The sequence below is a fragment of the Streptomyces sp. NPDC003327 genome (assembly GCF_053589515.1).
On record NZ_JBSFSA010000007.1, the window covers coordinates 202,950 to 222,569 of the forward strand.

The 19,620-nt window shown below is 75.7% G+C and carries 18 protein-coding genes; 12 read left to right on the forward strand and 6 right to left on the reverse strand.

Annotation, left to right across the window (positions count from 1 at the left end; all coding sequences use genetic code 11):
• Positions 1-32 precede the first annotated feature (32 nt).
• Positions 33-1,436: an oxidoreductase gene (locus ACWDVG_RS09415; RefSeq protein ID WP_451697766.1), complete on the reverse strand. Its 1,404-nt coding sequence runs from the start codon at positions 1,434-1,436 to the stop codon at positions 33-35.
• On the reverse strand, positions 1,433-2,866 hold the full coding sequence (locus ACWDVG_RS09420; protein ID WP_451697768.1) for a B12-binding domain-containing radical SAM protein: 1,434 nt from the start codon (positions 2,864-2,866) through the stop codon (positions 1,433-1,435). The genes ACWDVG_RS09415 and ACWDVG_RS09420 overlap by 4 nt, the downstream gene beginning before the upstream one ends.
• 452 nt (positions 2,867-3,318) lie before the next feature.
• Between ACWDVG_RS09420 and ACWDVG_RS09425 the strand changes: the two genes are divergently transcribed.
• Both ACWDVG_RS09425 and ACWDVG_RS09430 read left to right on the forward strand, forming a co-directional pair.
• Positions 3,319-4,098: a phytanoyl-CoA dioxygenase family protein gene (locus ACWDVG_RS09425; RefSeq protein WP_451697770.1), complete on the forward strand. Its 780-nt coding sequence runs from the start codon at positions 3,319-3,321 to the stop codon at positions 4,096-4,098.
• Entirely contained in the window at positions 4,095-5,042 is a 948-nt protein-coding gene (locus ACWDVG_RS09430; RefSeq protein ID WP_451697772.1) for an enoyl-CoA hydratase/isomerase family protein, read from the forward strand. Before ACWDVG_RS09425 ends, ACWDVG_RS09430 begins: the two co-directional genes overlap by 4 nt.
• Here the strand turns inward: ACWDVG_RS09430 and ACWDVG_RS09435 are convergent.
• Positions 5,018-5,704, reverse strand: coding sequence for an NUDIX hydrolase (locus ACWDVG_RS09435; RefSeq protein ID WP_451697773.1), 687 nt, complete (start codon positions 5,702-5,704; stop codon positions 5,018-5,020). The two genes, ACWDVG_RS09430 and ACWDVG_RS09435, sit on opposite strands and share 25 nt — an antisense overlap.
• 198 nt (positions 5,705-5,902) lie before the next feature.
• On the opposite strand from ACWDVG_RS09435, the gene ACWDVG_RS09440 reads away from it, so the two are divergent.
• The gene (locus ACWDVG_RS09440) at positions 5,903-7,132 is read left to right on the forward strand and encodes a P1 family peptidase (RefSeq protein WP_451697775.1); all 1,230 of its coding nucleotides are present in this window, start codon (positions 5,903-5,905) and stop codon (positions 7,130-7,132) included.
• Here ACWDVG_RS09440 and ACWDVG_RS09445 read toward each other — a convergent pair.
• On the reverse strand, positions 7,125-8,141 hold the full coding sequence (locus ACWDVG_RS09445) for an MBL fold metallo-hydrolase (RefSeq protein WP_451697777.1): 1,017 nt from the start codon (positions 8,139-8,141) through the stop codon (positions 7,125-7,127). The genes ACWDVG_RS09440 and ACWDVG_RS09445 overlap by 8 nt on opposite strands.
• A gap of 222 nt (positions 8,142-8,363) precedes the next feature.
• Here ACWDVG_RS09445 and ACWDVG_RS09450 point away from each other — a divergent pair, with 222 nt between their 5' ends.
• From ACWDVG_RS09450 to ACWDVG_RS09460, 3 genes are all read left to right on the forward strand, one after another.
• The gene (locus ACWDVG_RS09450) at positions 8,364-9,254 is read left to right on the forward strand and encodes an arginase family protein (RefSeq protein ID WP_451697779.1); all 891 of its coding nucleotides are present in this window, start codon (positions 8,364-8,366) and stop codon (positions 9,252-9,254) included.
• A 67-nt stretch (positions 9,255-9,321) separates the two neighbouring features.
• Positions 9,322-10,053 carry a hypothetical protein gene (locus tag ACWDVG_RS09455; RefSeq protein ID WP_451697781.1) on the forward strand — a complete coding sequence of 244 codons (732 nt, stop codon included), beginning with the start codon at positions 9,322-9,324 and terminating at the stop codon, positions 10,051-10,053.
• A 65-nt stretch (positions 10,054-10,118) separates the two neighbouring features.
• Positions 10,119-10,757 carry a DUF998 domain-containing protein gene (locus tag ACWDVG_RS09460; RefSeq protein WP_451697783.1) on the forward strand — a complete coding sequence of 213 codons (639 nt, stop codon included), beginning with the start codon at positions 10,119-10,121 and terminating at the stop codon, positions 10,755-10,757.
• A 55-nt stretch (positions 10,758-10,812) separates the two neighbouring features.
• Here ACWDVG_RS09460 and ACWDVG_RS09465 read toward each other — a convergent pair whose 3' ends face one another.
• On the reverse strand, positions 10,813-11,796 hold the full coding sequence (locus tag ACWDVG_RS09465) for a LuxR family transcriptional regulator (protein WP_451697785.1): 984 nt from the start codon (positions 11,794-11,796) through the stop codon (positions 10,813-10,815).
• Between the two features lie 146 nt (positions 11,797-11,942).
• Here ACWDVG_RS09465 and ACWDVG_RS09470 point away from each other — a divergent pair, with 146 nt between their 5' ends.
• The 5 genes from ACWDVG_RS09470 (at position 11,943) to ACWDVG_RS09490 (ending at position 17,269) form a co-directional block, all read left to right on the forward strand.
• Positions 11,943-13,355, forward strand: coding sequence for an aminopeptidase P family protein (locus ACWDVG_RS09470; protein ID WP_451697787.1), 1,413 nt, complete (start codon positions 11,943-11,945; stop codon positions 13,353-13,355).
• Between the two features lie 118 nt (positions 13,356-13,473).
• Complete coding sequence (locus ACWDVG_RS09475) at positions 13,474-13,680, forward strand: cold-shock protein (protein ID WP_451697789.1); 207 nt, start codon at positions 13,474-13,476, stop codon at positions 13,678-13,680.
• Positions 13,681-13,933: 253 nt separating this feature from the next.
• Positions 13,934-14,323 carry an STAS domain-containing protein gene (locus ACWDVG_RS09480; RefSeq protein ID WP_451697791.1) on the forward strand — a complete coding sequence of 130 codons (390 nt, stop codon included), beginning with the start codon at positions 13,934-13,936 and terminating at the stop codon, positions 14,321-14,323.
• Positions 14,324-14,382: 59 nt separating this feature from the next.
• Positions 14,383-14,991 carry an isochorismatase family protein gene (locus ACWDVG_RS09485; protein WP_451697793.1) on the forward strand — a complete coding sequence of 203 codons (609 nt, stop codon included), beginning with the start codon at positions 14,383-14,385 and terminating at the stop codon, positions 14,989-14,991.
• A 283-nt stretch (positions 14,992-15,274) separates the two neighbouring features.
• Positions 15,275-17,269 carry a SpoIIE family protein phosphatase gene (locus ACWDVG_RS09490; RefSeq protein ID WP_451697795.1) on the forward strand — a complete coding sequence of 665 codons (1,995 nt, stop codon included), beginning with the start codon at positions 15,275-15,277 and terminating at the stop codon, positions 17,267-17,269.
• Positions 17,270-17,325: 56 nt separating this feature from the next.
• Here the strand turns inward: ACWDVG_RS09490 and ACWDVG_RS09495 are convergent, their stop codons facing one another.
• Complete coding sequence (locus ACWDVG_RS09495) at positions 17,326-17,808, reverse strand: Lrp/AsnC family transcriptional regulator (protein WP_451697797.1); 483 nt, start codon at positions 17,806-17,808, stop codon at positions 17,326-17,328.
• A gap of 266 nt (positions 17,809-18,074) precedes the next feature.
• Here ACWDVG_RS09495 and ACWDVG_RS09500 point away from each other — a divergent pair, with 266 nt between their 5' ends.
• Positions 18,075-19,583: an FUSC family protein gene (locus tag ACWDVG_RS09500; RefSeq protein WP_451697799.1), complete on the forward strand. Its 1,509-nt coding sequence runs from the start codon at positions 18,075-18,077 to the stop codon at positions 19,581-19,583.
• Positions 19,584-19,620 lie beyond the last annotated feature (37 nt).

A 19,620-nucleotide genomic window follows, 5' to 3' on the forward strand; every position in this document is an offset into this window, starting at 1 on the left:
GGGTCCCTCTCCTCGGGTGCCGCTCGGGCCGGTCACGTCGTGGTGTCCGGGAGTACGGCCTTCTTCTTGAACAGGAAGTCGGCGAGATGGCCCTCGTGCGGGTCGCACGGGTGGTAGCCGCGGTCGAACCGGTCGCCGGCGAAGACCTTGTCGACGCCCGGCTCCTCGGCGAGCGCCCGCACCAGACCGCCGGTCTCACCGACGACGGACACGATCAGGGACCCGGCGCACGCGGCGACCGCCTTCGACCGGGGCACGTGCGCCACCGCCGTGAACGGGAACGGGAGTTCCGTCCCGAACAGCGGCGACCCCGGGTCCACCAGCAGCACCGTGGGCCGCAGGAAGGCCCGGCCGTCGAGGTCGACCCGCAGCGGCACGCCGGTCACGGCCGCGGTGACGTCCACCGCGCCCGCGGCGACCTCCCGCTCGATCCGCAGCGCGAGCGCGTCCCGCACCGCCGGGTCGGGGAAGGCGGGCACCGCCGCCCGCGGGTCGTCCAGCGGCAGCACCGGACGGACGGCGAACTCGTGCGCCAGCGCCTCCGCCGCCTCCTTCGGGTCCCCGAGCACCACGAGCGAGCTGATGTTGGTGCAGAGCCTGCCGCAGCCCGAGAACGCCTCCCGGGCCAGCCGCTGCCAGGCGTCCGCCGGCAGGTCATCGCCGATCACCGCGCGGCTGCGGCCGAAGTGGTACGTCTTCACCTTCCCCGGCGGCAGGTCGGCGGGCACGTCCTCGCCCGGCCACAGCACCTGGTCGGCCAGCCGCCGCAGCGCGGGCGCGTCCCCGTGCACCACGGACACGCCGTGGTCGGGGAGCCCCGCCGCGTACAGCTCCCGGGTGAGCAGCACCGGAGTGAACGGGTCGGCGGCCGCGGTGCTCAGGAGCACCGGCCGCCGCGCCGCCAGCGCCTGGAGCCACTCGATGTTGATCGTCGGGAAGTTGCCCGGCTGGCGCACGAGCACCGACCGGCCCGCCGGGAGCCAGCTCCACGGCAGGCCGTCACCACCGGTCCGGTACGCAGCGGCCGTCCCGTCCGGGGACTGCGCGGCCAGGATCTCCTCCATGCGGCCGAGGTCCCCGACGGCCGCCCGCAGCCCGCGGGCGGCCCGCCGCACGGGCAGGCCGCTCACCGCGGACAGCGCCCGCAGCCACGGATCGAGGTCACCGGACTCCAGCCGCGCCGTGACGCGGTCCGCCGCGTCACGCAGCAGCCCGAACCAGGCCGCGTCGTCCATGCCGCGCAGGAGGCGGGCCGCCCGGCCTGCCTCCTCCGCCATCCGGAACTGCGCGAGGCGCCCCGCCGAACCCAGCCGGGCCAGCGGCCTGCCCGCGCCGTCGAGGAGGACCTCCGGACGGTGCGACATGACCGGCCGCGCGCCGTCGTGGGCCGGGACGTCCAGGACTGCCGTGTCCGGGACCGCCGTCGGCGCACTCACTGGACCTCCGGGACCAGGGCGGCCGGCTCCTTCGTCCGCGGCGCGCCGCCGTCGAGCAGGCCGAGACGGTCCTGCACGGTGCCCAGGTCGGCCAGGTACGCGATGCGCTTGTACTTGCCGTCGCGACGGGTGGGGGTCATGTCGTCGTACAGCTTCCACAGCTCGTCGATGGACGCGCCCTTGCTGGACGTCACCGGGATGTGGCCGGTGAAGCAGTCGGTGTCGTCGGTCTCCAGGGTGAAGTCGACCCGCTTCGCCATGTCCTTCTCCACCTCGTGGTGGAAGGGCACGAAGAAGCACGGCGAGACGATGTCGTGCGGGTTGTCGCCGAGCCGCGCCTGCAGCCAGGTGATCGTCGACCGCATCGCCTCGTCGGTCTCGCCCGGGATGCCGAGGATCAGGGTCGCCTGCACACCGATCCCCGCGTTGGTCAGCGAGGTCAGCGCGCGCTCGGTCACGTCGACCTTGACCGGCCGGCCGAGCCGCTTCAGCAGCGACCAGTCGAGCGTCTCGACGCCGACGAGGAGCCGGAAGCAGCCCGAGTCGCGCAGCATGCGCGCCATGTCGTCGTCGATGAGGTCCGGGCGGGCCTTGGCCTCCCACTCGAACTTGCCCTGCAGACCGGACTTCTCGATGCTCCGGCACAGCTCCTGCATGCGCGGGACGTCCTCGACGAAGTCGTCGTCCTCGATGCGGATCCGGTCGAAGCCGTGGACCTCGACCAGCTCGCGGATCTCGTCGATCACCCGCTCCGCGCTGTGCCGCCGCTGGCCCACGCCCCACTGGTGCTTGGAGTAGCAGTAGGCGCAGGCGTACGAACAGCCGCGGCTGGTGACGAGGTTGCCGGCGCGGCCCCGGGAGATCTGGCGGTACAGCTGCATGTCGGCCAGGTCCCGGGCGGGCCTCGGCAGCTTGTCGAGGCGCATCACCTGCGGCGCGGCCGGCGTCTCGACGACGGTGCCGTCCTCGTCGCGGAAGACGATCCCGCGGATCTTGCCGAAGTTCCTGCGGCCGTTGGTGCCGAACTCGTGGACCAGGTGGGAGAAGGTGACCTCGCCCTCGCCCTTGACGACGACGTCCGCCTCGCCGTTCTCGACGAGCTGCCGTGCCAGGGGGGTGGCGCCGACGCCGCCGAGCACGACCAGCGCGCCCGGGTGGTGCCGACGGGTCTCGGCGCCGAGCTTGATGCCGTTCTTCAGGCTGGACGTGAGGACCTGGATCCCCACGATGTCCGGGTTGTTGCCGCGCAGAAACTCGTTCGGCGTGGCCAACGGGCGCTGAAGCACGAAGAGTTGGTCGTCGATGAACCGGACGTCGACGCCCTTGGTGTCGTGGAAGGTGCCCTCCCGGAGGACCGCGGCCAGGGAGAGCAGCCCCAGTTGCGGTGCGGAGATGGACTCTCCGGAGTACGGCGACCGGCGAGCGTTCACGAGTAGAACCTGCATGCGTGTCTGGCCTCCTGCGCGTGGGACAGTCCCGGGGCACCGACCGACTGCCCGCACAGCCTGTGCACCCGGCTCCGTGGCGTGGCGAACATGGTGATGCCGTGCCTGCCCGCCTGTGAGGAGGCGGGAGCGGTTCCAGAACGGCTCGCAGGACCGGGGTCAGCGGGGGCTTGCAAGCCGCGGTCAAGCGAACACCGCACGTCGAATCCCCGTCCAATGCCATTCGCGGGTCACCGCCGCCCGCGGGCGGCATGAGTCGACCCGGCGCCCGGCGGCCATGCCGTGGACGCATCGGCACGATGCCCTCTCGGCTTATGGGCCGGCGGCCGGCCCTGTGGCAGCATCGCTGCGGAGTCCGGCGGAACGACCCCGGGCCTGACCGGCCGGTTCTCCCGCCGCACACGACGGCCCGGCCCCCTCCCTTCCCGAGGAGTGTCATGACCGCTTCCCACTTGCCCGCCGGCGCGGTGGAGCCGACGACCACGACGGATCCGGCGGCCGGTGAACGCGAGGTCTTCGCCCGCGACGGAGTCGTCCGCTGGGACGACGTGCTGACGCCCCGGCAGGTGACGGACCTCCGGGGCAGCGTGGAGCGGGCGTTCTTCGACGGCGACCGGCCGGCCGAGGGCGTCCGCGACCTGTCGGAGCGGCGGGGCAGGCCGCTGGACCTGGCCCTGCTGCAGAAGGTCAACCTCTGGCAGTCGGACCCGGCCTGCGAGGCCCAGGTCCGCCGCCCCGACCTCTACCGGCGCGTCGAGGCCCTCCTCGGCGGACCGGTGCGCCTCTTCCGCGACCACTCCTTCTACAAGCAGTCCGGCAAGGGCGACCGCAGCCGTCTCGTCCTGCACCAGGACAACCGCTACTGGCACCTCACCCCGCCCGAGGCGGTCACCGTGTGGATGGCCCTGGACGACGCCACCCCGGAGAACGGCTGCGTCCACTACGTCCTCGGCAGCCACCGCTGGGGCCGGGTGGAACACGTACGGCCCGAGGAGGGCGCCGTCCTCGTCGAGGCGCGCAGCGAGCAGGAACCCGTCGCCTACCCCGTGCCCGCCGGCAGCGCCCTGGTCCACCACGCCAACGTCCTGCACGGGTCCGGCCCCAACCTCACCGACGGCCCGCGCCGCGCCTACGCCCTGGTGTTCGTGCGCGCGGACGTGACCGTGCGCGGCGAGCCCATGACCGGGTTCCCCCTCGCGGCGGACCTCGCCCGGTGACCCGGGCGGAGGAGGACCCGGCGTACGAGACGATCCTGCTGGAGCGGGCCGACGGGATCGCCTGGGTCACGCTCAACCGGCCGGACCGGCTCAACGCCACCACCGAGCGGATGCACCACGAGCTCCTCGACGCCTTCGCCCGGGTCGCCGAGGACGGCACCAGCCGGGTGCTCGTCCTCACCGGCGCCGGGGACCGCGCCTTCTGCATCGGCAGCGACCTCGGCTTCCTCACCGAGGTCCTGGACGGCGAGGAGCCCGACTCCGCGCTGTTCGCCGCCTACCTGGAGCGCCTGAACCGGGTGGTCTTCGCCCTGGAGCGGCTGCCGGTGCCGACGATCGCCATGGTGCAGGCCAAGGCCCGGGCCAGCGGCTTCGAGATGGTGGTGGCCTGCGACTTCGTCCTGATCGCCGAGGAGGCCCGGATCGGCGACGTGCACACGCCGTACGGCCACATGCCGGGCGCGGGCGCCACCCACCGCACCGTCCGCAAGATGGGCCTGCAGCCCGCGCTGGAGCTGCTCATGACGGGCCGGTGGCTGTCGGCGGCCGAGGCCGTCGAGAAGGGGCTCGCGCTGCGGGCCGTGCCGCGGGACCGGCTCCGCGAGGAGACCGCCCGGTTCGCCCGCACGCTGGCGGACGTCCCCGGCGACTGCCTGCGGCACCTCAAGGCGGCGGTGATGGGCGGCCTCGGCCGGACCGTCGAGGAGGCCGTCGCGGTGGAGACGTCCGAGTACCTCGCCCTGCTGCGCTCGTCCTCGGGGCCGGTCGACGGCTTCCGCTCGGGCCAGCGGGAACGGGCCCGACGGCGGGCCGGGTCGGGGGGACCGGCAGCCGGGGGCGGGCAGGGGCCGGGTGCGGCGGGGGAGCGCGCCGCCGGACAGGGGCCCGGGTCGGCGCCGCGCGCCGCCGCGTTCTCGGGTCAGGCCGGCGGGCCGCCTCCGTAGCGTCGGCGGGCGTCGGACAGGTCCTCGACGCGGTCGGTGTCCCAGGGACGTTCCCAGCCGCCGAACCGCAGCAGCGAGGAGACGAGGGCGGCGGTGAACCCCCACACGAAGAGGTTCCCGGCCAGGAAACCCGGGCTCAGATGGCCGTCGGGGACCCGGACGAACAGCCGCGCCGCCGGGTCGGCGAGGTCACCCAGGGGCACCCGGTGGACGGACACGATCTCCTGCCCGTCCCCGGCGATCCGGCCGCCCGCGCCCCACCAGCCGAGCACCGGAACGACGGAGAAGCCGCTGTGGGCGAGGTTCAGCGGGGCCAGCGCGCCCGCGACCCGCACCCCCGACGGGGCCAGGCCGGTCTCCTCGTACGTCTCGCGCAGCGCGGTCCGCACGGGACCGCCGTCCCCGGGGACGGCGGAGCCACCCGGGAAGCACACCTGGCCCGGATGGTCCCGCAGCGCGCCGGAGCGCCGCAGGAAGAGCAGGTCGGGACCCCGGTCGCCGGCGCCGAAGAGCACCAGGACGGCGGAGCCCCGCGCGTCGGCGGGCACCGGGCCCGCGTACCGCGTCAGCTCCGGCGCGAGGTCGCCGGACGCCTTCCGCCCGAGGTCGGTCAGCCAGGGCGGTACGGCGCCGCCGGGTAAGTCCGTCTGGTCGTCAGCCACGGGCGCCAAGCGTAGGGAGCGCGGCGGGCGGCGGGGAAGGGCGCCCGGGAACCGGCGCCCGTTTCCGGCCGGTGGGGAGCATCGGCCGGGAGGAGGCGCTCCGGTGGACCGATCGACGGCCGGCCGGGAGGATCACGGGGGCGGAACGGCGGGGCGCACCGGCCCCGTCGAGGCAGGCGAGAGAGCGGGGAGCAGGGGATGAGTGGGACGGGTACGGCGGGGCGGGAGCCGCGCACCGGACCGCGGAACGCGCTGACGGACGTGGCCGGAATCCGGGTCGGGCACGCCGCGCGCACCGACGAGGGTTGGCTGACCGGCGTCACCGCGGTCCTCGCCCCGGAGGGCGGGGTGGCCGCGGCGGTCGACGTGCGCGGCGGCGGGCCGGGCACCCGCGAGACCGACGCCCTCGACCCGCGCAACCTGGTCGCCCGCATCGACGCGGTGGTCCTGACGGGCGGCAGCGCCTTCGGCCTCGAAGCGGCGGCGGGAGCGGCGGCCTGGCTGGAGGAGCGCGGCCGCGGCTTCCGGGTGGGTGCCGGAGCGCACCAGGTGGTGCCGGTCGTGCCCGCCGCCGCCCTGTTCGACCTGGGGCGCGGCGGTCGGTGGACGGCCCGGCCGGGGGCGGCGCTGGGACGCGAGGCCGTCGAGGACGCGGCGCGCGCCGCCGAGGGCGGGCCCGTCCTCCAGGGCTGTGCGGGGGCCGGTACGGGCGCGGTGGCGGGCGGCATGAAGGGCGGCATCGGGACGGCGAGCGTCGTGCTGCCGTCCGGGGTGACCGTCGCGGCGCTGGTCGCGGTCAACGCCTCGGGCTCGCTCCTGGACCCCGCCACCGGCGCCCTCTACGGGGCGTCGACGGTGGTGGGCGACGAGTTCGGGGCCCGCGGGCTGCGCGCCCCGCGGCCCGACCCGGTGGTGCACGCACGGGCGCGGGAGCGCCTGGCGGCGGCCCGTGCGGAGAGCCGGCGGCGGCAGGTCGACGAGGTGCGGCAGCTGAACACGACCCTGGCGGTCGTCGCGACCGACGCCGCTCTGACGCGCCCGCAGGCGCAGAAGCTGGCGGGCACGGCGCACGACGGGCTGGCCCGGGCGATCCGGCCGGTCCACCTGCTGACCGACGGCGACACCGTGTTCGCGCTCTCGACCGGTCGGCTGCCGCTGTCCGGCGCCGACGGGGACGCCCCCGCGGACCGCACCGGCTGGGGGCCCCACACCGAGCTGGCGGCGGTCAACGAGATCCTCGCCGCGGGCGCCGACGTGGTCTCCCGGGCCGTGGTGCACGCGGCCCTCACCGCCCGGACCACGGACACCCCCGGCGGCCTCTTCCCCTCCTACCTGGACCTGTACGACACGCGGGTGGGCGACACGGCGGGGGGCGGCGCCGGGGCGGACGGTACGGGCGCGGCGGGGGGCGGCGCGTCGCTCAGGTGAGGACGGCGGCCAGGTCCAGGGCCTCCAGGTGGCGCGGGGCCACGACGCGGGAGCCGGGCCCGGCCGCCGCCAGGGCGCGTACGGCGGAGTCGGCGGTGGAGGCGGCCAGGAGGCCCGGCCGGTCCGTCAACGGCGTGGTCATGTCGTCGTGGTGACAGGGGATCAGCACGGGCGGGTTGCCGGTGGCCGCGAGGAGCCGCTCGGGGTAGTCGTGGACGGAGGTGGTGGTGGTCATCGGCACGGCCGCCACGTCCGGGCGGACCCCGGCCATCTCCCGCTCGGCGACGTTGCTCGCCCCCATGAGCAGGACCGACGGCCCGCCCTCGACGGCCACGTGGTAGGCGAGCGTCTCGCCCTCGACGAAGTCACCCAGGACGGTGGGCCGGGGCGGTGGGGCGAGGAGGCGGCCGGGCGCGAAGTAGCCGTGGTCGGAGCGCTGGCTGTGCAGGCTGCGGAAGACCTCGACCGTGTACCCGTCGAACTGGAGGTACTCCCCGCCCTTGACCAGGATCGCGTCCGCGAGCCGCCGCCGCGGGGTGTCCATGGCCGCGAGCAGGTGCGCCACCGTGGCGTCGCACAGCACGCGGATGCGGGAGTGCCGCCAGCCCGGCCGGGCGAGGAGCTGCGGGACGTCGGCCATGTGGTCGAAGTGGCCGTGGCTCACCAGGATCAGCTCCGGGGCCCCGGTGAGGTGACGTGAGGCGACCGCCTCGACCGCCCGGTGGTCGAGGCGCAGCGGGATGTCGTGCCGGGTGACGCCCTGCGCGTCGGTGAACGGCATGCGGCTGAGGTAGGGGTCGAAGAGGATGCTCCGCCGTCGGCGCCCTTGGTCGATCACGATCTCCCAGCCGCTGACGCCGAGCCAGCGCAGCTGGACGGGGACGGGGGAGGGGACACGCCGTCGGCCCCCGGACGGCCGCCCGGGCCGCCGCGCGGACGGGGCCTGCGCGGCGAACGCCGCTTCCGGTGCTGCCCGCAGGCCCCCCGGGGCCGTGAGCCTCTCCGCCATCGTCTCCCTCTCCACGTCGCACACCAGGAGTAGCGGTCATGTTACCGTCCGCGACGGCCCCGGCTTCCCCTTCGGCCGGGCGAGGCCGCCCGGGAGCGGGCGGAGGCCCGGCGGAGACCCGGCGGAGAGTGCGCGGAGAGCCGCCCCCGGCACCATGACCATGGTCGCCCGGCCGTCCCCGGGCGCCCCGCCGCCCGTCGCCCCGCCGGACCGTGGAGGACCATGCCGCCCGTCGAGTGTCTCGCCGCGCCCGTGCCCCTCCACTCCCGGCCCACCACCTTCATGGGCCTGCCGTTCGACCCGCGACCCGCGGCCCGCGACCTCGTCGTGCTCGGCATGCCGTACGACGAGTCCGGCCGGCGCCCGGGGCCGCACCCGGCACCGCGCGCCGTGCGGGACGTCTCCGCCCTCGCGCACGTGCCCGGCGCCGACCGCGGCCCCGGCACCTTCGACCTGGTCGACTGCGTGGACGGCGGGGACGTCGACGTGACGCCCTGGGAATCCGGCTCCGTCTCCGAGGTGCTGTACCGGCGTCTGTCCCGGCTCCTCGCCGCCAACGCCGCCGTGCTGCTGCTGGGCGGTGGCCGGGCGCTGACCGCGGCGGCGCTGTGCGCGACGGCCGAACGGCACGGCCCCCTCGCCCTCCTCCACCTGGGGGCGGGGCCCGAGGACGCCGTGCGCCGCGCGGTCGAGGACGGCCTGGTCGACCCGTCGGCGGTGGTCCGCGTCGGCCTCGGCGCCTCCGCAGCGCCGGAGCGCGGGCCCGGGCGCGGGCCGGGGCTGGTGCTGGACGCCGACCGGTGGGGCGCGCTGGGCGTCCGGGGCGCCGCCGACGTCGTACGCCACCGCGTCGGCCGCCGCCCGGTCTACGTCTCGGTCTCCGCCGACCTCGCGGCCACCGCCCCCGCGCCGGGTGGCGGCCCCACCGCCCGGGAGGTCCTCGGCCTGCTGCGGTGCGTCGGAGACCTGTCCCCGGTCGGCTTCGAGGTCACGGGCGCGGCCGCCGGCGACCGGCCGACGGCGGCCCGGTCCGGGGCGACGGCGGCGCTGGCCGCCGAGATCGGCGGCGAACTCATCCACCAGTACGCCAGGGCGCAGTGCATACCCATGTGAGCGGAGGGCCGCCGGGCCCCGGTGCACCCGTCCACGGTCCGTGACGGAGGTGGGGCAGAGTGGGGGCATGGACCCATGGACCCCGTCGGGACGAGAACCCGCCCCCGCCGTGTACGGACGGCTGCGCGTCGAGGCCGCCGACCTCGGCCCGGCCCGCTGGCTGACGGAACGGCGCCCCGGCCACGGCGACTTCGGCACCGTGGCCGGCGTGGCCGCGCCCGGCTTCGCCGCGTACGCCCGGGTGCTCCACCCCGCGGAACTCGACGAGCGGCCGGTCCGCTGGGACGCCGTCGCCGCCGCCTACGGGCGGAAGGTCGAGGCGCTGACGGACTGGTACGAGGTCATCGGCGCCCAGCGGTACTACTACCAGAACGCATCGGAGTACGGCCTGCCCGGCGTCTGGGACGAGCACCCGGCCGAGGGCCCCACGCCGTGCGGCGTCGCGGAGGCCCTGCTCCCCGTCCTCGCACGGCACACCACGACCCCGGAGCGGTGCTGGTACGGGCTGTGGGACGGGTACGGCCGCCGGGAGTGGGACGGGGTCCCCACCTTCCCCACCCCGGGCCGGGACGAGGTCCTGCTCTCCGGACCGCTCTCCGATGCCGTGTCCCCGTACCTCTTCGAGGAGTTCGACGAGCTCCCCGACCTGTGGTGGCCGCAGGACCGCGCCTGGTGCGTGGGCGGCGACGTCGACCTGGTGAGCACGTACGTCTGCGGCTCCGATGCCCTCGTCGCCGAGCTGCTCGCCACGCCCGGCCTTGAGGTCCACCGCGTCGCGGAGACCGACCGGGTCGGCTGACGGCGGCCGGCGGCGCGCCTCCCGGGTGCACGGTCGCGGCGGGGTGCCCGCTTTACGGTGGTTCGATGCGATCCGTTCCCGCGTGGACCCTGCTGACCGCGGCGTGCGCCCCCGTGCTGTTGATCGCGGGCTGGACGACCGCGGCCGCACTGGAGGGCCCCGCCTACGACCCCGTCCGGCAGACCATCAGCGTCCTCGGTGCCTACGGCGCCGCGGGCTTCTGGGTGATGACCGGGACCTTCCTCGCGCTCGGCGTCTGCTACCTGCTGACCGCCTGGGGGCTGCGCCCCGCCGCGCTGCCCGGGCGGGTGGCGCTCGCCGGGGGCGGGGTCGCGGCGCTCGCGATGGTGCTGGTGCCCGCGCCGAGCAGCGGCGGCTCCCTGCGGCACGGGGCGGTCGCCGCGTTCGGCTTCGGCATGCTCGCCGTCTGGCCGCTGCTCGCCGTCCGCCCGGGCGGCGCCGCGCCCTGGGGCCTGCGCGTCGGCCCCTCGGTGGCGGTGACGGTCCTGGTCGTGCTCGGCGCCTGCTGGTACGTGTACGAGACGAACCGCGCGGGCGCGGCGGGCGTCGCCGAGCGCCTCGTGACCTGCCTCCAGTCCTGCTGGCCCCTCGTGGTCGTCGCCTCCTGTCTCCACCACGGCGCGGGGCCGCGCCGGGACGCCGCACCGCGCGGGCGGGGACGGGAACGCGCCCCGCGCGGGTGACGCCGACGGCGGCTTCCGGCGCGCCCGCCCTCGGTACCGGCCGGGACCGCCGCCGTCAGAGCCAGCCGGCGCGCTGGGCCTGCAACGCCATCTGGAACCGGCTCGTGGCACCGAGGCGGGCCATCAGGACCTGGAGGCGACGGAAGAGGGTGCGCCTGCTGACGCCCAGCTCCCGGGCGATGACCTCGTCGCTCGCGCCGCCCGCGAGGAGCCGCAGCAGCCGGCGGTCGGCGGGCAGGAGCCCGTTCGGGCGGGGGGCGCGGCCGTGGAGGGGCAGCGCCGACCGCCAGGTCTGTTCGAAGAGCGCCACCAGGGCCGAGAACAGGCCGCAGGGCTGCACCACCAGCATCGTGTTGTGGACGTCCGCCTCCCGGATCGACAGGGACACGAGCGCGTACGCCTCGTCGATGATCACCAGCTTCACCGGGACCGACGGCAGCACCCGCGCCTGCTCGCCCGCCTCGACGCACGGCTCGATGACCGTCCGCAGCTTGTCCGGGTGCTCCAGCGACTCCCGCGAGTAGACGACCCGCTGGGCCACCCCGCGCGCGAGCGTGGCCAGCGCGTCCTCGGTGGCCCCCGCGATCGGGAAGTACGGCGGCGAGTCGAGCTGCCGGATCCGCTCGCGCGCGCTGGCCCAGGCCTGGCGCATCCGGGGCCCGATGGCCTCGCCCGTGACGACCTCGACGAGATCGTCGGTGTACGCGGCGAGCCGCTGCCGCCGGAACGCCTCGAACGCGCCCCCGACGGTGATGCGGGACTCGTCGAGTTCCGCCGCGCGGTGCCGCCCGAGCACCTCCAGCCCCGCCGCGGGCGGCACCGGAGCCACCACCTCCGTGCCCTCCGGCGCCGCGGTGGCGAGCCCCGCGTCGACCAGCTCCCCGTACGCCGCCGCCAGCTCCTCGCCCGCCAGGCCCGCCGCCAAGCCGATCGTGCCGAGCGGCGCGGGCGCCACGTCGAGCAGGGCCAGATACACGCGGACGGCGTCACCGCCGACGCCGAGGAGCCGCAGGGCCTCGCCGAGTCTCGCATTCGCCATGGGCGCATTATCGACGGCCCACGACCGTGCGCGGTGGCCGATCGGTGCCACTGGCACTCCCGAGCACCACGCACGTCCCCGCGCCGGTACGGTCCCGCTCGCAGCACCCCACTGGCTCGGCACCCCTCCGGACGAAAGGGCACCCCATGGCGAAGGGCCGCAAGAACGGTCTCTACGGCACGATCTCCGACGAACTCTCCGCGCTGATGCGGACCGGCTGGGCGGACACCGAGCGGCACGGCCTGGAGCCGGACGAGCAGGCCCCGTACGCCGCCCTGCGCCGCGCCGCGCTCTCCGCGCGCTTCCCCGGTGAGCGGCTGGTCATCCCCTCCGGCCGGCTCAAAACCCGGTCCAACGACGACACGTACCCGTTCCGCCCGTACTCGGGCTACGTCCACATGACCGGCGACCAGGCCCGCGACGGCGCCCTCGTGCTCGAACCCCGCGCCGACGGCGGCCACGACGCCTACTGCTTCCAGCTGCCCCGCGACAGCCGCGACGACGACGAGTTCTGGATCGGCGCCCACGCCGAGCTGTGGACGGGCCGCCGCCGCACCCTCGCCGAGGCCGCGAGCGTCCTCGGCCTGCCCTGCCGGGACGTGCGCACGGCCGCCGAGGACCTGGCCGCCGCGCCCGACGCGCCCACCCGGATCGTCCGCGGCCACGACCCCGCCCTCGAAGCCGCCGTCACCACCGACGAGGAGCGCGACGCCGAGCTGCACGAGGTCCTCGACGAGCTCCGCCTCGTCAAGGACGCCTGGGAGATCGGCGAGCTCCGCAAGGCCTGTGACGCCACCGTGCGCGGCTTCACCGACGTCGTCGGCGAGCTGTCCCGCGCCGTCGCCACCTCCGAGCGGTGGATCGAGGGCACCTTCTTCCGCCGCGCCCGCCTGGAGGGCAACGCCGTCGGATACGGCTCCATCTGCGCCGCCGGCGAGCACGCCACGATCATGCACTGGACGGACAACGACGGTCCCGTCCGCCCCGGCGAGCTGCTCCTGCTCGACGCGGGCGTGGAGACGCGCACCCTCTACACCGCCGACGTCACCCGGACGCTGCCGATCAGCGGCACCTTCACCCCTGTCCAGCGCCAGGTGTACGACGCGGTGTACGAGGCGCAGGAGGCCGGCATGGCCGCGGTCAAGCCCGGCGCCCCGTACCGCGACTTCCACGAGGCCTCCCAGCGCCACCTGACGGCGCGGCTCGTCGAGTGGGGCTTCGTCGAGGGGCCCGTCGACCGCGCGTACGCCCTGGGTCTCCAGCGCCGCTTCACCATGGCGGGCACCGGCCACATGCTGGGCCTCGACGTCCACGACTGCGCGACCGCCCGCACCGAGGAGTACGTCGACGGCGTCCTCGAACCGGGCATGGTGCTCACCGTCGAGCCCGGCCTCTACTTCCAGCCGGACGACCTGCTCGTACCGGAGGAGTGGCGCGGCATCGGCGTCCGGATCGAGGACGACCTGCTGGTCACGGAGGACGGCCACGAGAACCTCTCGGCGGGCCTGCCGCGCTCCGCGGCCGAGGTCGAGGCGTGGATGGCCCGTCACGCGGGGTGACCGGCCCGCGCCCCCGGCGCCCGTCCGCGGCCTCGCCCGGGAAGCGGACGGGCGCCCCCGGCCCCACGGGGTAACAATCCCCAGAGGCGCGCGAGCGCCGCGAGCCGAGGAGGGTGCCGTGGAGAGCAGGACCACCGGATTCGTGCAGTCGTTCAACCGTCGGGCCGGATACGGCTTCGTCCAGACCGTGGGCTCGGAGGACCCGGTGTACTTCCGGGCGGAGGACGTGGAAGGCGACAGCCTCGCCCTCTCCGAGGGGCAGCAGGTCTCCTTCGTCCTGGTGCTGGGCGAGGGCCGGTTCGAGGCCAGGGAACTCCGCCCCTGACACGGCCCGGCCCGACACCCCCTGTGCCGCCGGAAGCCCCCGGCCCCCGGCGGCACGCCCCGCTTCCCGCCCCGCACCCCACCGCCGCCCGCAGGGACGTACCGGCCGGACGGGCCGTGCTGCGCACCGAGGTGACCACCCCTCGGCCGCACGTTCACCGATTCAGGTGACAGCGGTCGAGGCGAAACGTCCCTCCCGTGACCCGGGCGGCCACGCTCGACGGGACACATGGCCCCACCCTGTGGAGCGTTCCATGCAGCTGATCCCCCTGCCCGACCCGCACCTCGTCGTCCGCGCCACCGGCGGTCTCACCGTCGCCGCGCTGCGGGGCGAGCTCGACCTCGTCCTGGTCGGGCACCTGCGGCCCGAACTCGACGCCCTCGCCCGCGAGTCCGACGCCCTGGCCGTCGACATCCGGCGCCTCACGTTCTGCGACGCCAGCGGTCTCGGCCTCCTCGCCCGCTGCGCCGGACGGACCCGGGAGCGGGGAGCCGACTGGAGGCTCGTCTGCGACCAGCCCTGGATCCTGCGGCTCATCCGGCTCGCGGGGCTCCGCGACCTCCTCCGCCCCGAGGGCTCCCTGCACCCGGATCCGGCCCCCGCCCCGCCCGCCCCTCCGGGAACGCGCAGCCCGGCCCCGTGACGGGCGGCCGAGCGGTAATCCCGTGGAAGCGCGGGCGCCGCGCCGGTGATGATGGCGGGATGACCAAGGACGTGCGTCCCGTGGACGCCCTCATCGTCGTGGACGTGCAGTCCGCCTTCGTCACCGGTGACGGCGCCGTGCCCGGCGCCGCCCGGCTCGTCGAGCGGACCTCCGATCTCCTCGCACGGGCGAGGGCGGCCGGCGCCCTCGTCGTGCACCTGCAGAACGACGGGCCGCCCGGCGCCGAGGACGAGCCGCACACACCCGGGTGGGAGCTCCACCACCGGGTCGCGCCCGGCCCCTTGGAGGCGGTCGTCCGCAAGCCGTACGACGACGGCTTCGAGGAGACCGCCCTCGGCCCCCTGCTGGAGTCCGCGGAGGTGCGGGCGGTCGCCGTCTGCGGGGTGATGTCCGAGATGTGCGTGCAGGCGACGGCCCGTACGGCCCTGGCGCGCGGCTACCGGGTCGTCGTACCGCACGACGCCCACGCCACCCAGGACATACCGGCCGCCCCCGGGATCAGCGAGGCGATCCCGGCGGCCACGGTCTCCCGCGTCGCCGCGTACGCGCTCGGCAGCGACGCCGACGTCACCGTGCCCGCCGCCCGCGTCGCCTTCACCGCGCCGCAGCGGATCCCCGCCCCCGTCCCGGTCCTCCTCCCGCACTGACGCGGCCGCCGGGCCGGCCGCCTGCCCTGAGCGGGCGCCGAGACTCGTCACGGCGCGTTCTCGCCGTGACGACGCGCCCGCACGCGGCCTGTTCTCACCGGCCGCCCCGTCCGCACCATTCGGCCGCAACGGGCAGAGCCCCCCGGGGGCTCCTCGGCTAGGGTGGGTCGACAGGGATCGCCCCCGTCGGGGCCAAGCCGATGCGTAGGTCGATGCGTTGGGCACTCATCAGTCGCCGAGCAGGGTTCCGAAGCCGCCCCGTGCGGCTGTCGGGGACGCGGGCGTGCTCCGTGAACTCCTGCCGATCGCCCTCTGGCGCGAGGACGCCGACGGACGCATCGTCGAGTGGTCCCTCGCGGCCCAGGACCTCCTGGGGCACCGGCCCGAGCACGTCCTCGGGCGGCTCGCGACGCCCCTCCTCGTCCCCGACGCCAACCGCGACCTCGCCGACCGGCTGACCGTCCGCGTGCAGGCGGGCGAGACCATGGTCGGCACGCTTCCGGTCCGCCACCGGGACGGCCACCACATCGCCATGGAGATGTGGATCGTGCCCGCCGCCGACCCGGACGGACGGCCCGGCGCGATGCTCATCGCCGTCGAGACCTCCGAGGTCCTGCGGCTGCGCGACAACCTCGCCGCCATGGAGAGCCTCTTCACGCAGTCGCCGATCGGCCTCGCCATCCTCGGCCGCGACCTGCGCTTCCTCCGCGTCAACGACGCCCTCGCCCGGATGAACGGCGTCTCCGCCGCCGAGCACATCGGCCGCCGCCTCACCGAGGTGGTCCCCGGCGTCAACGCCACCGCCCTGGAGGCGCTGATGCGCCAGGTCCTCGACAGCGGGACCGCCGTCGTCGATGCCCGGCGCGTGGGCCGCACCCCCGCCGACCCCGACCACGACCACATCTGGTCCTGCTCGTACGCCCCGCTCATCGACCGCGCCGAGAAGCCGCTGGGCCTGATCGCCTCCCTGGTGGACATCACCGAGAGCCAGGAGGCCCACATCGAGGTCGAGCGGGCCCGGCACCGCCTCAGCCTCCTCGCCGAGGCCGGCGCCAGGATCGGCACCACCCTCGACCTGCGGCAGACGGTGGACGAGGTCGTCGACTTCCTCGTCCCCCGGCTCGCCGACTCCGCCGACGTACAGATCCTCGAAGCGGTCCTCGAACCCGACGACCCGGCCGACGCCACGCGCGGCGTGCTGCGCCGGCTCGCCGCCCGCTTCCCCGAACCGAACGCCCCCACGGCGCTGCTCGCCCCCGGCCAGCTCTTCCACCTCCCGCCGGACTCCGTGTACGAGGAGGCCGTCCTCCAGGGCCGGCCCACGTACCTCCGGACGTCCGACATCCCGGCGCTCTTCACCGACCCGCGCACCGAGGCCCTCCGCACCTATCTCGCCACCCGCATCGGCTCGGCCCGGCTCGTCCCCCTCGTGGCCCGGGGCAAGGTGCTCGGCGCGGTCACCGTGACCCGGCTGCGCAGCCGGGAACCCTTCGACGACCAGGACAGCGTCCTCATCGACGACATCGTGGCCCGCGCCGCCCTCAACATCGACAACGCGCTGCTCTACACGACCCAGCGCGAGGCCGCCCTCACCCTCCAGCGCAGTCTCACCAACAGCACGCTGCCCTCGGTCACCGGGCTCGAACTCACCGGCCGCTACCTGCCCGCCAGCGCCCACGACGTGGGCGGCGACTGGTTCGACGCCATCGCGCTGCCCGGCGGCCGGACCGGCCTCGTCATCGGCGACGTCATGGGACACGGCATCCACGCCGCCGCCGTCATGGGCCAGCTCCGCACCGCCGTGCGCACCCTCGCCCGGCACGACGTCCCGCCCGCGGAGATGCTCGGCTCCCTCGACGCCGTCGTCGCCGACCTCGGCGAGGACACGATGGCGACCTGCGTCTACGCGGTCCACGACCCGGCGACGGGCCGCTGGGTCATCACCCGCGCCGGCCATCCGCCGCCGCTCGTCGCGACCCCCGACGGCACGGTCACCTTCCTCCACGGGCCGCCCGGCACCCCGCTGGGCACCGGCGCCCAGGACTTCGGCACGGCGGAGGTCGTCCTGCCCGCGGGCGGTCTGCTCGTCCTCTACACGGACGGCCTCATCGAGGCCCGCGACCGGGACCTCGACGAGGGCATGAGCCAGCTCGCGCAGGCGCTCCGGCCCAGCGTGGACCGCCCGCTCGACACGCTCTGCGAGGAGGTCCTGGCCCGGCTTCTCACCTCGCCCGCGCGGGACGACGTGGCGGTGCTCCTCGCCCGTACGACCCGCTGAGCCTGTCCTGGACGGTCGGGGCAGCACGCGCGGCCCGCTGAGCGGGTCCCGGACGGTCAGGGCAGCACGCGCGGCCCGTGCCCGATCGCCTCCACCAGGGGCAGCAGCCGGTGCGCCACCCGCTCCCGGAGCGCGATCTCCGTCCGGGTGCGCACCACGCCGGGCAGCTGGATCAGCCGCTGGATCACGTCCTCCAGGTGGCCCGCGTCCCGCGCCACCACCCGGGTCAGCAGATCGCCGCCCCCGGTGATGGAGAAGGCCTCCACGATCTCCGGCACGGCCGCGAGCGCGTCACCGACCTCGTCGAGATGGCCCTGCGTGACCTCGACGTGCACGAACGCGAGCACGGGATGCCCGAGCGCCGCGGGGGAGAGCACCGGCCCGGTCGCCGTGATCACCCCGTCCCGCTCCAGGCGGTCGATGCGTGCTTGGACGGTGCCGCGGGCGACGCCGAGGATACGCGCGTACTCGCGCACGCTGGTGCGCGGCTGCTCGATGAGCAGCCGCAGGATGCGGGTGTCGAGCTCGTCCACCGCCATGGTCCGTCGGCCTCCTCGCGGCTCCCTCGTCCGGACTTCGACTGTACCAATGGCCCAGTCGAACGGGCCCGGCTTGAGCCGTCGGTCCCGTCCGTGGTCTCCTGTTCCCATCCACAGAACAGCGGCGCCGCGCAGCGCCGGACGGCGACGAGGCCGGACGGACCAGCGGCGCCTTTCGTCGTGTCCGCGCGCCCCCACCACCCCGGGCGGCCCGCGCGGACGGGCGAACGCACGTATCGAGGGGGCGGCCCACCACCGTGAAGAGGATGTTCTTTGCCCCTGATCCGGGACGCGTCCGGCTCAGGAACTCGACCCGCGCCGTCCTGGGCGTGGCCCTCGCGGTCACCCTGGCCGAACTCTTCGGCCTCTCCCTCACCGCCTCCATCACGGCGGGCCTCGCCGCCCTCCTCGCGCTGTTCACCGTCGGCGACCCGACCGTCCGCCGCCAGGCCGTCACCACCCTCCTCCTGCCGGCCGTCGGGTTCCCCGTCCTCGCCCTCGCGACCGTCCTCCACGACGCGCCGCTGGCGCGCGACACGGCCTGGCTCGCGGTCGTCTTCGTCGGCGTGTACGCACGGCGCTGGGGACCCCGCGGGCACGCGCTCGGCATCTTCGCCTTCATGCAGTTCTTCGTGACGCAGTTCCTGCACGCGCTCCCCGCCCAGCTGCCGGAGCTGTACGCGGCCGTCGCCCTGGCCCTCCTCGCCTCGGGCACCGTCCGCTTCGTCCTCTGGTGCATCGAGCGGCGCGTACCGCCGCCCGCCGCGCCCGCTCCGCTGCCCGGCACCGGCCTTGCCCGCCCCACCACGCGCCAGGCCTTCCAGGCCACCGTCGCCTGCGGCATCGCGCTCGCGGCCGGCCAGCTCGTCTCCCACGAGCGCTGGTACTGGGCGGTCGGCACCGCCTGGTGGATCTTCGTGAACACGGCCTCGCGCGGCGAGACCCTCGTCCGCGGCTTCCGCCGGGTGGTCGGTACGGTCACCGGCATCGCCGCCGGTCTCCTCGTCGCCGTCCCGCTCGGCGGCGCGCCCGCCCCGACCGCCGCCCTGGTCGCCGTCTGCGTCTTCGGGATCTTCTACACGGCCCCGCTCTCGTACAGCTGGATGATGTTCTTCGTGACCGTCATGGCCGGGCTGCTGTACGGGCTCCTCGGCGTCCTCCACCCCGGGCTGCTGCTCCTCCGCTTCGAGGAGACCGCGATCGGCGCGATCGGCGCCGCCCTCGGGGTGGCCCTGCTGCCCGTGACCACGCACGCCGCCACCAACGCGTGGATCGAGCGTGCCGTGACCTGCGTCCACGCCTGCACGCGGGCCGCCGCGCGGCGCCTCGCGGGCGACCCCGACGCCGATCCCGCCCCGCACGCCGCCGAGCTCGACGTCCTGCTGGGCCGGGTCCGGCTCTCGCTCGCGCCCCTCGTGCACCCGCTCAGCCCCCTGCGCGCCCGCAAGGCGCGCGCCCGCCGGGTCATCGAGCTGCTCGACGTCTGCGCCCGGGAGATCCGCGGCCTCGCCGCCGTCGCGGCAGAGTCCCGCCCCGACGCCCTGCACGACGCCCGGCTCGCGGCCGCGGCGTGGCGCGTCGAGGCCGCCGTCCACGCGCTCGTCCCCCCGGCCCGTCCGGTACGCGACGAGGTGACCGCCCCGGCCCCGACGGCGGACCGGCATCCCGCGGCCGAGGCGGCGCTCGGCCACCTGGACGGCTTGGAGCGGGCCCTGGTGGACCTCGCCGCGCCGCTGCGGACCTCGCCCCGCGCCCCGCTGGTTCCGGCGGCCTGATCCGGCGCGGCCCGCGGCCGCCCTCACCGCTTTGGTC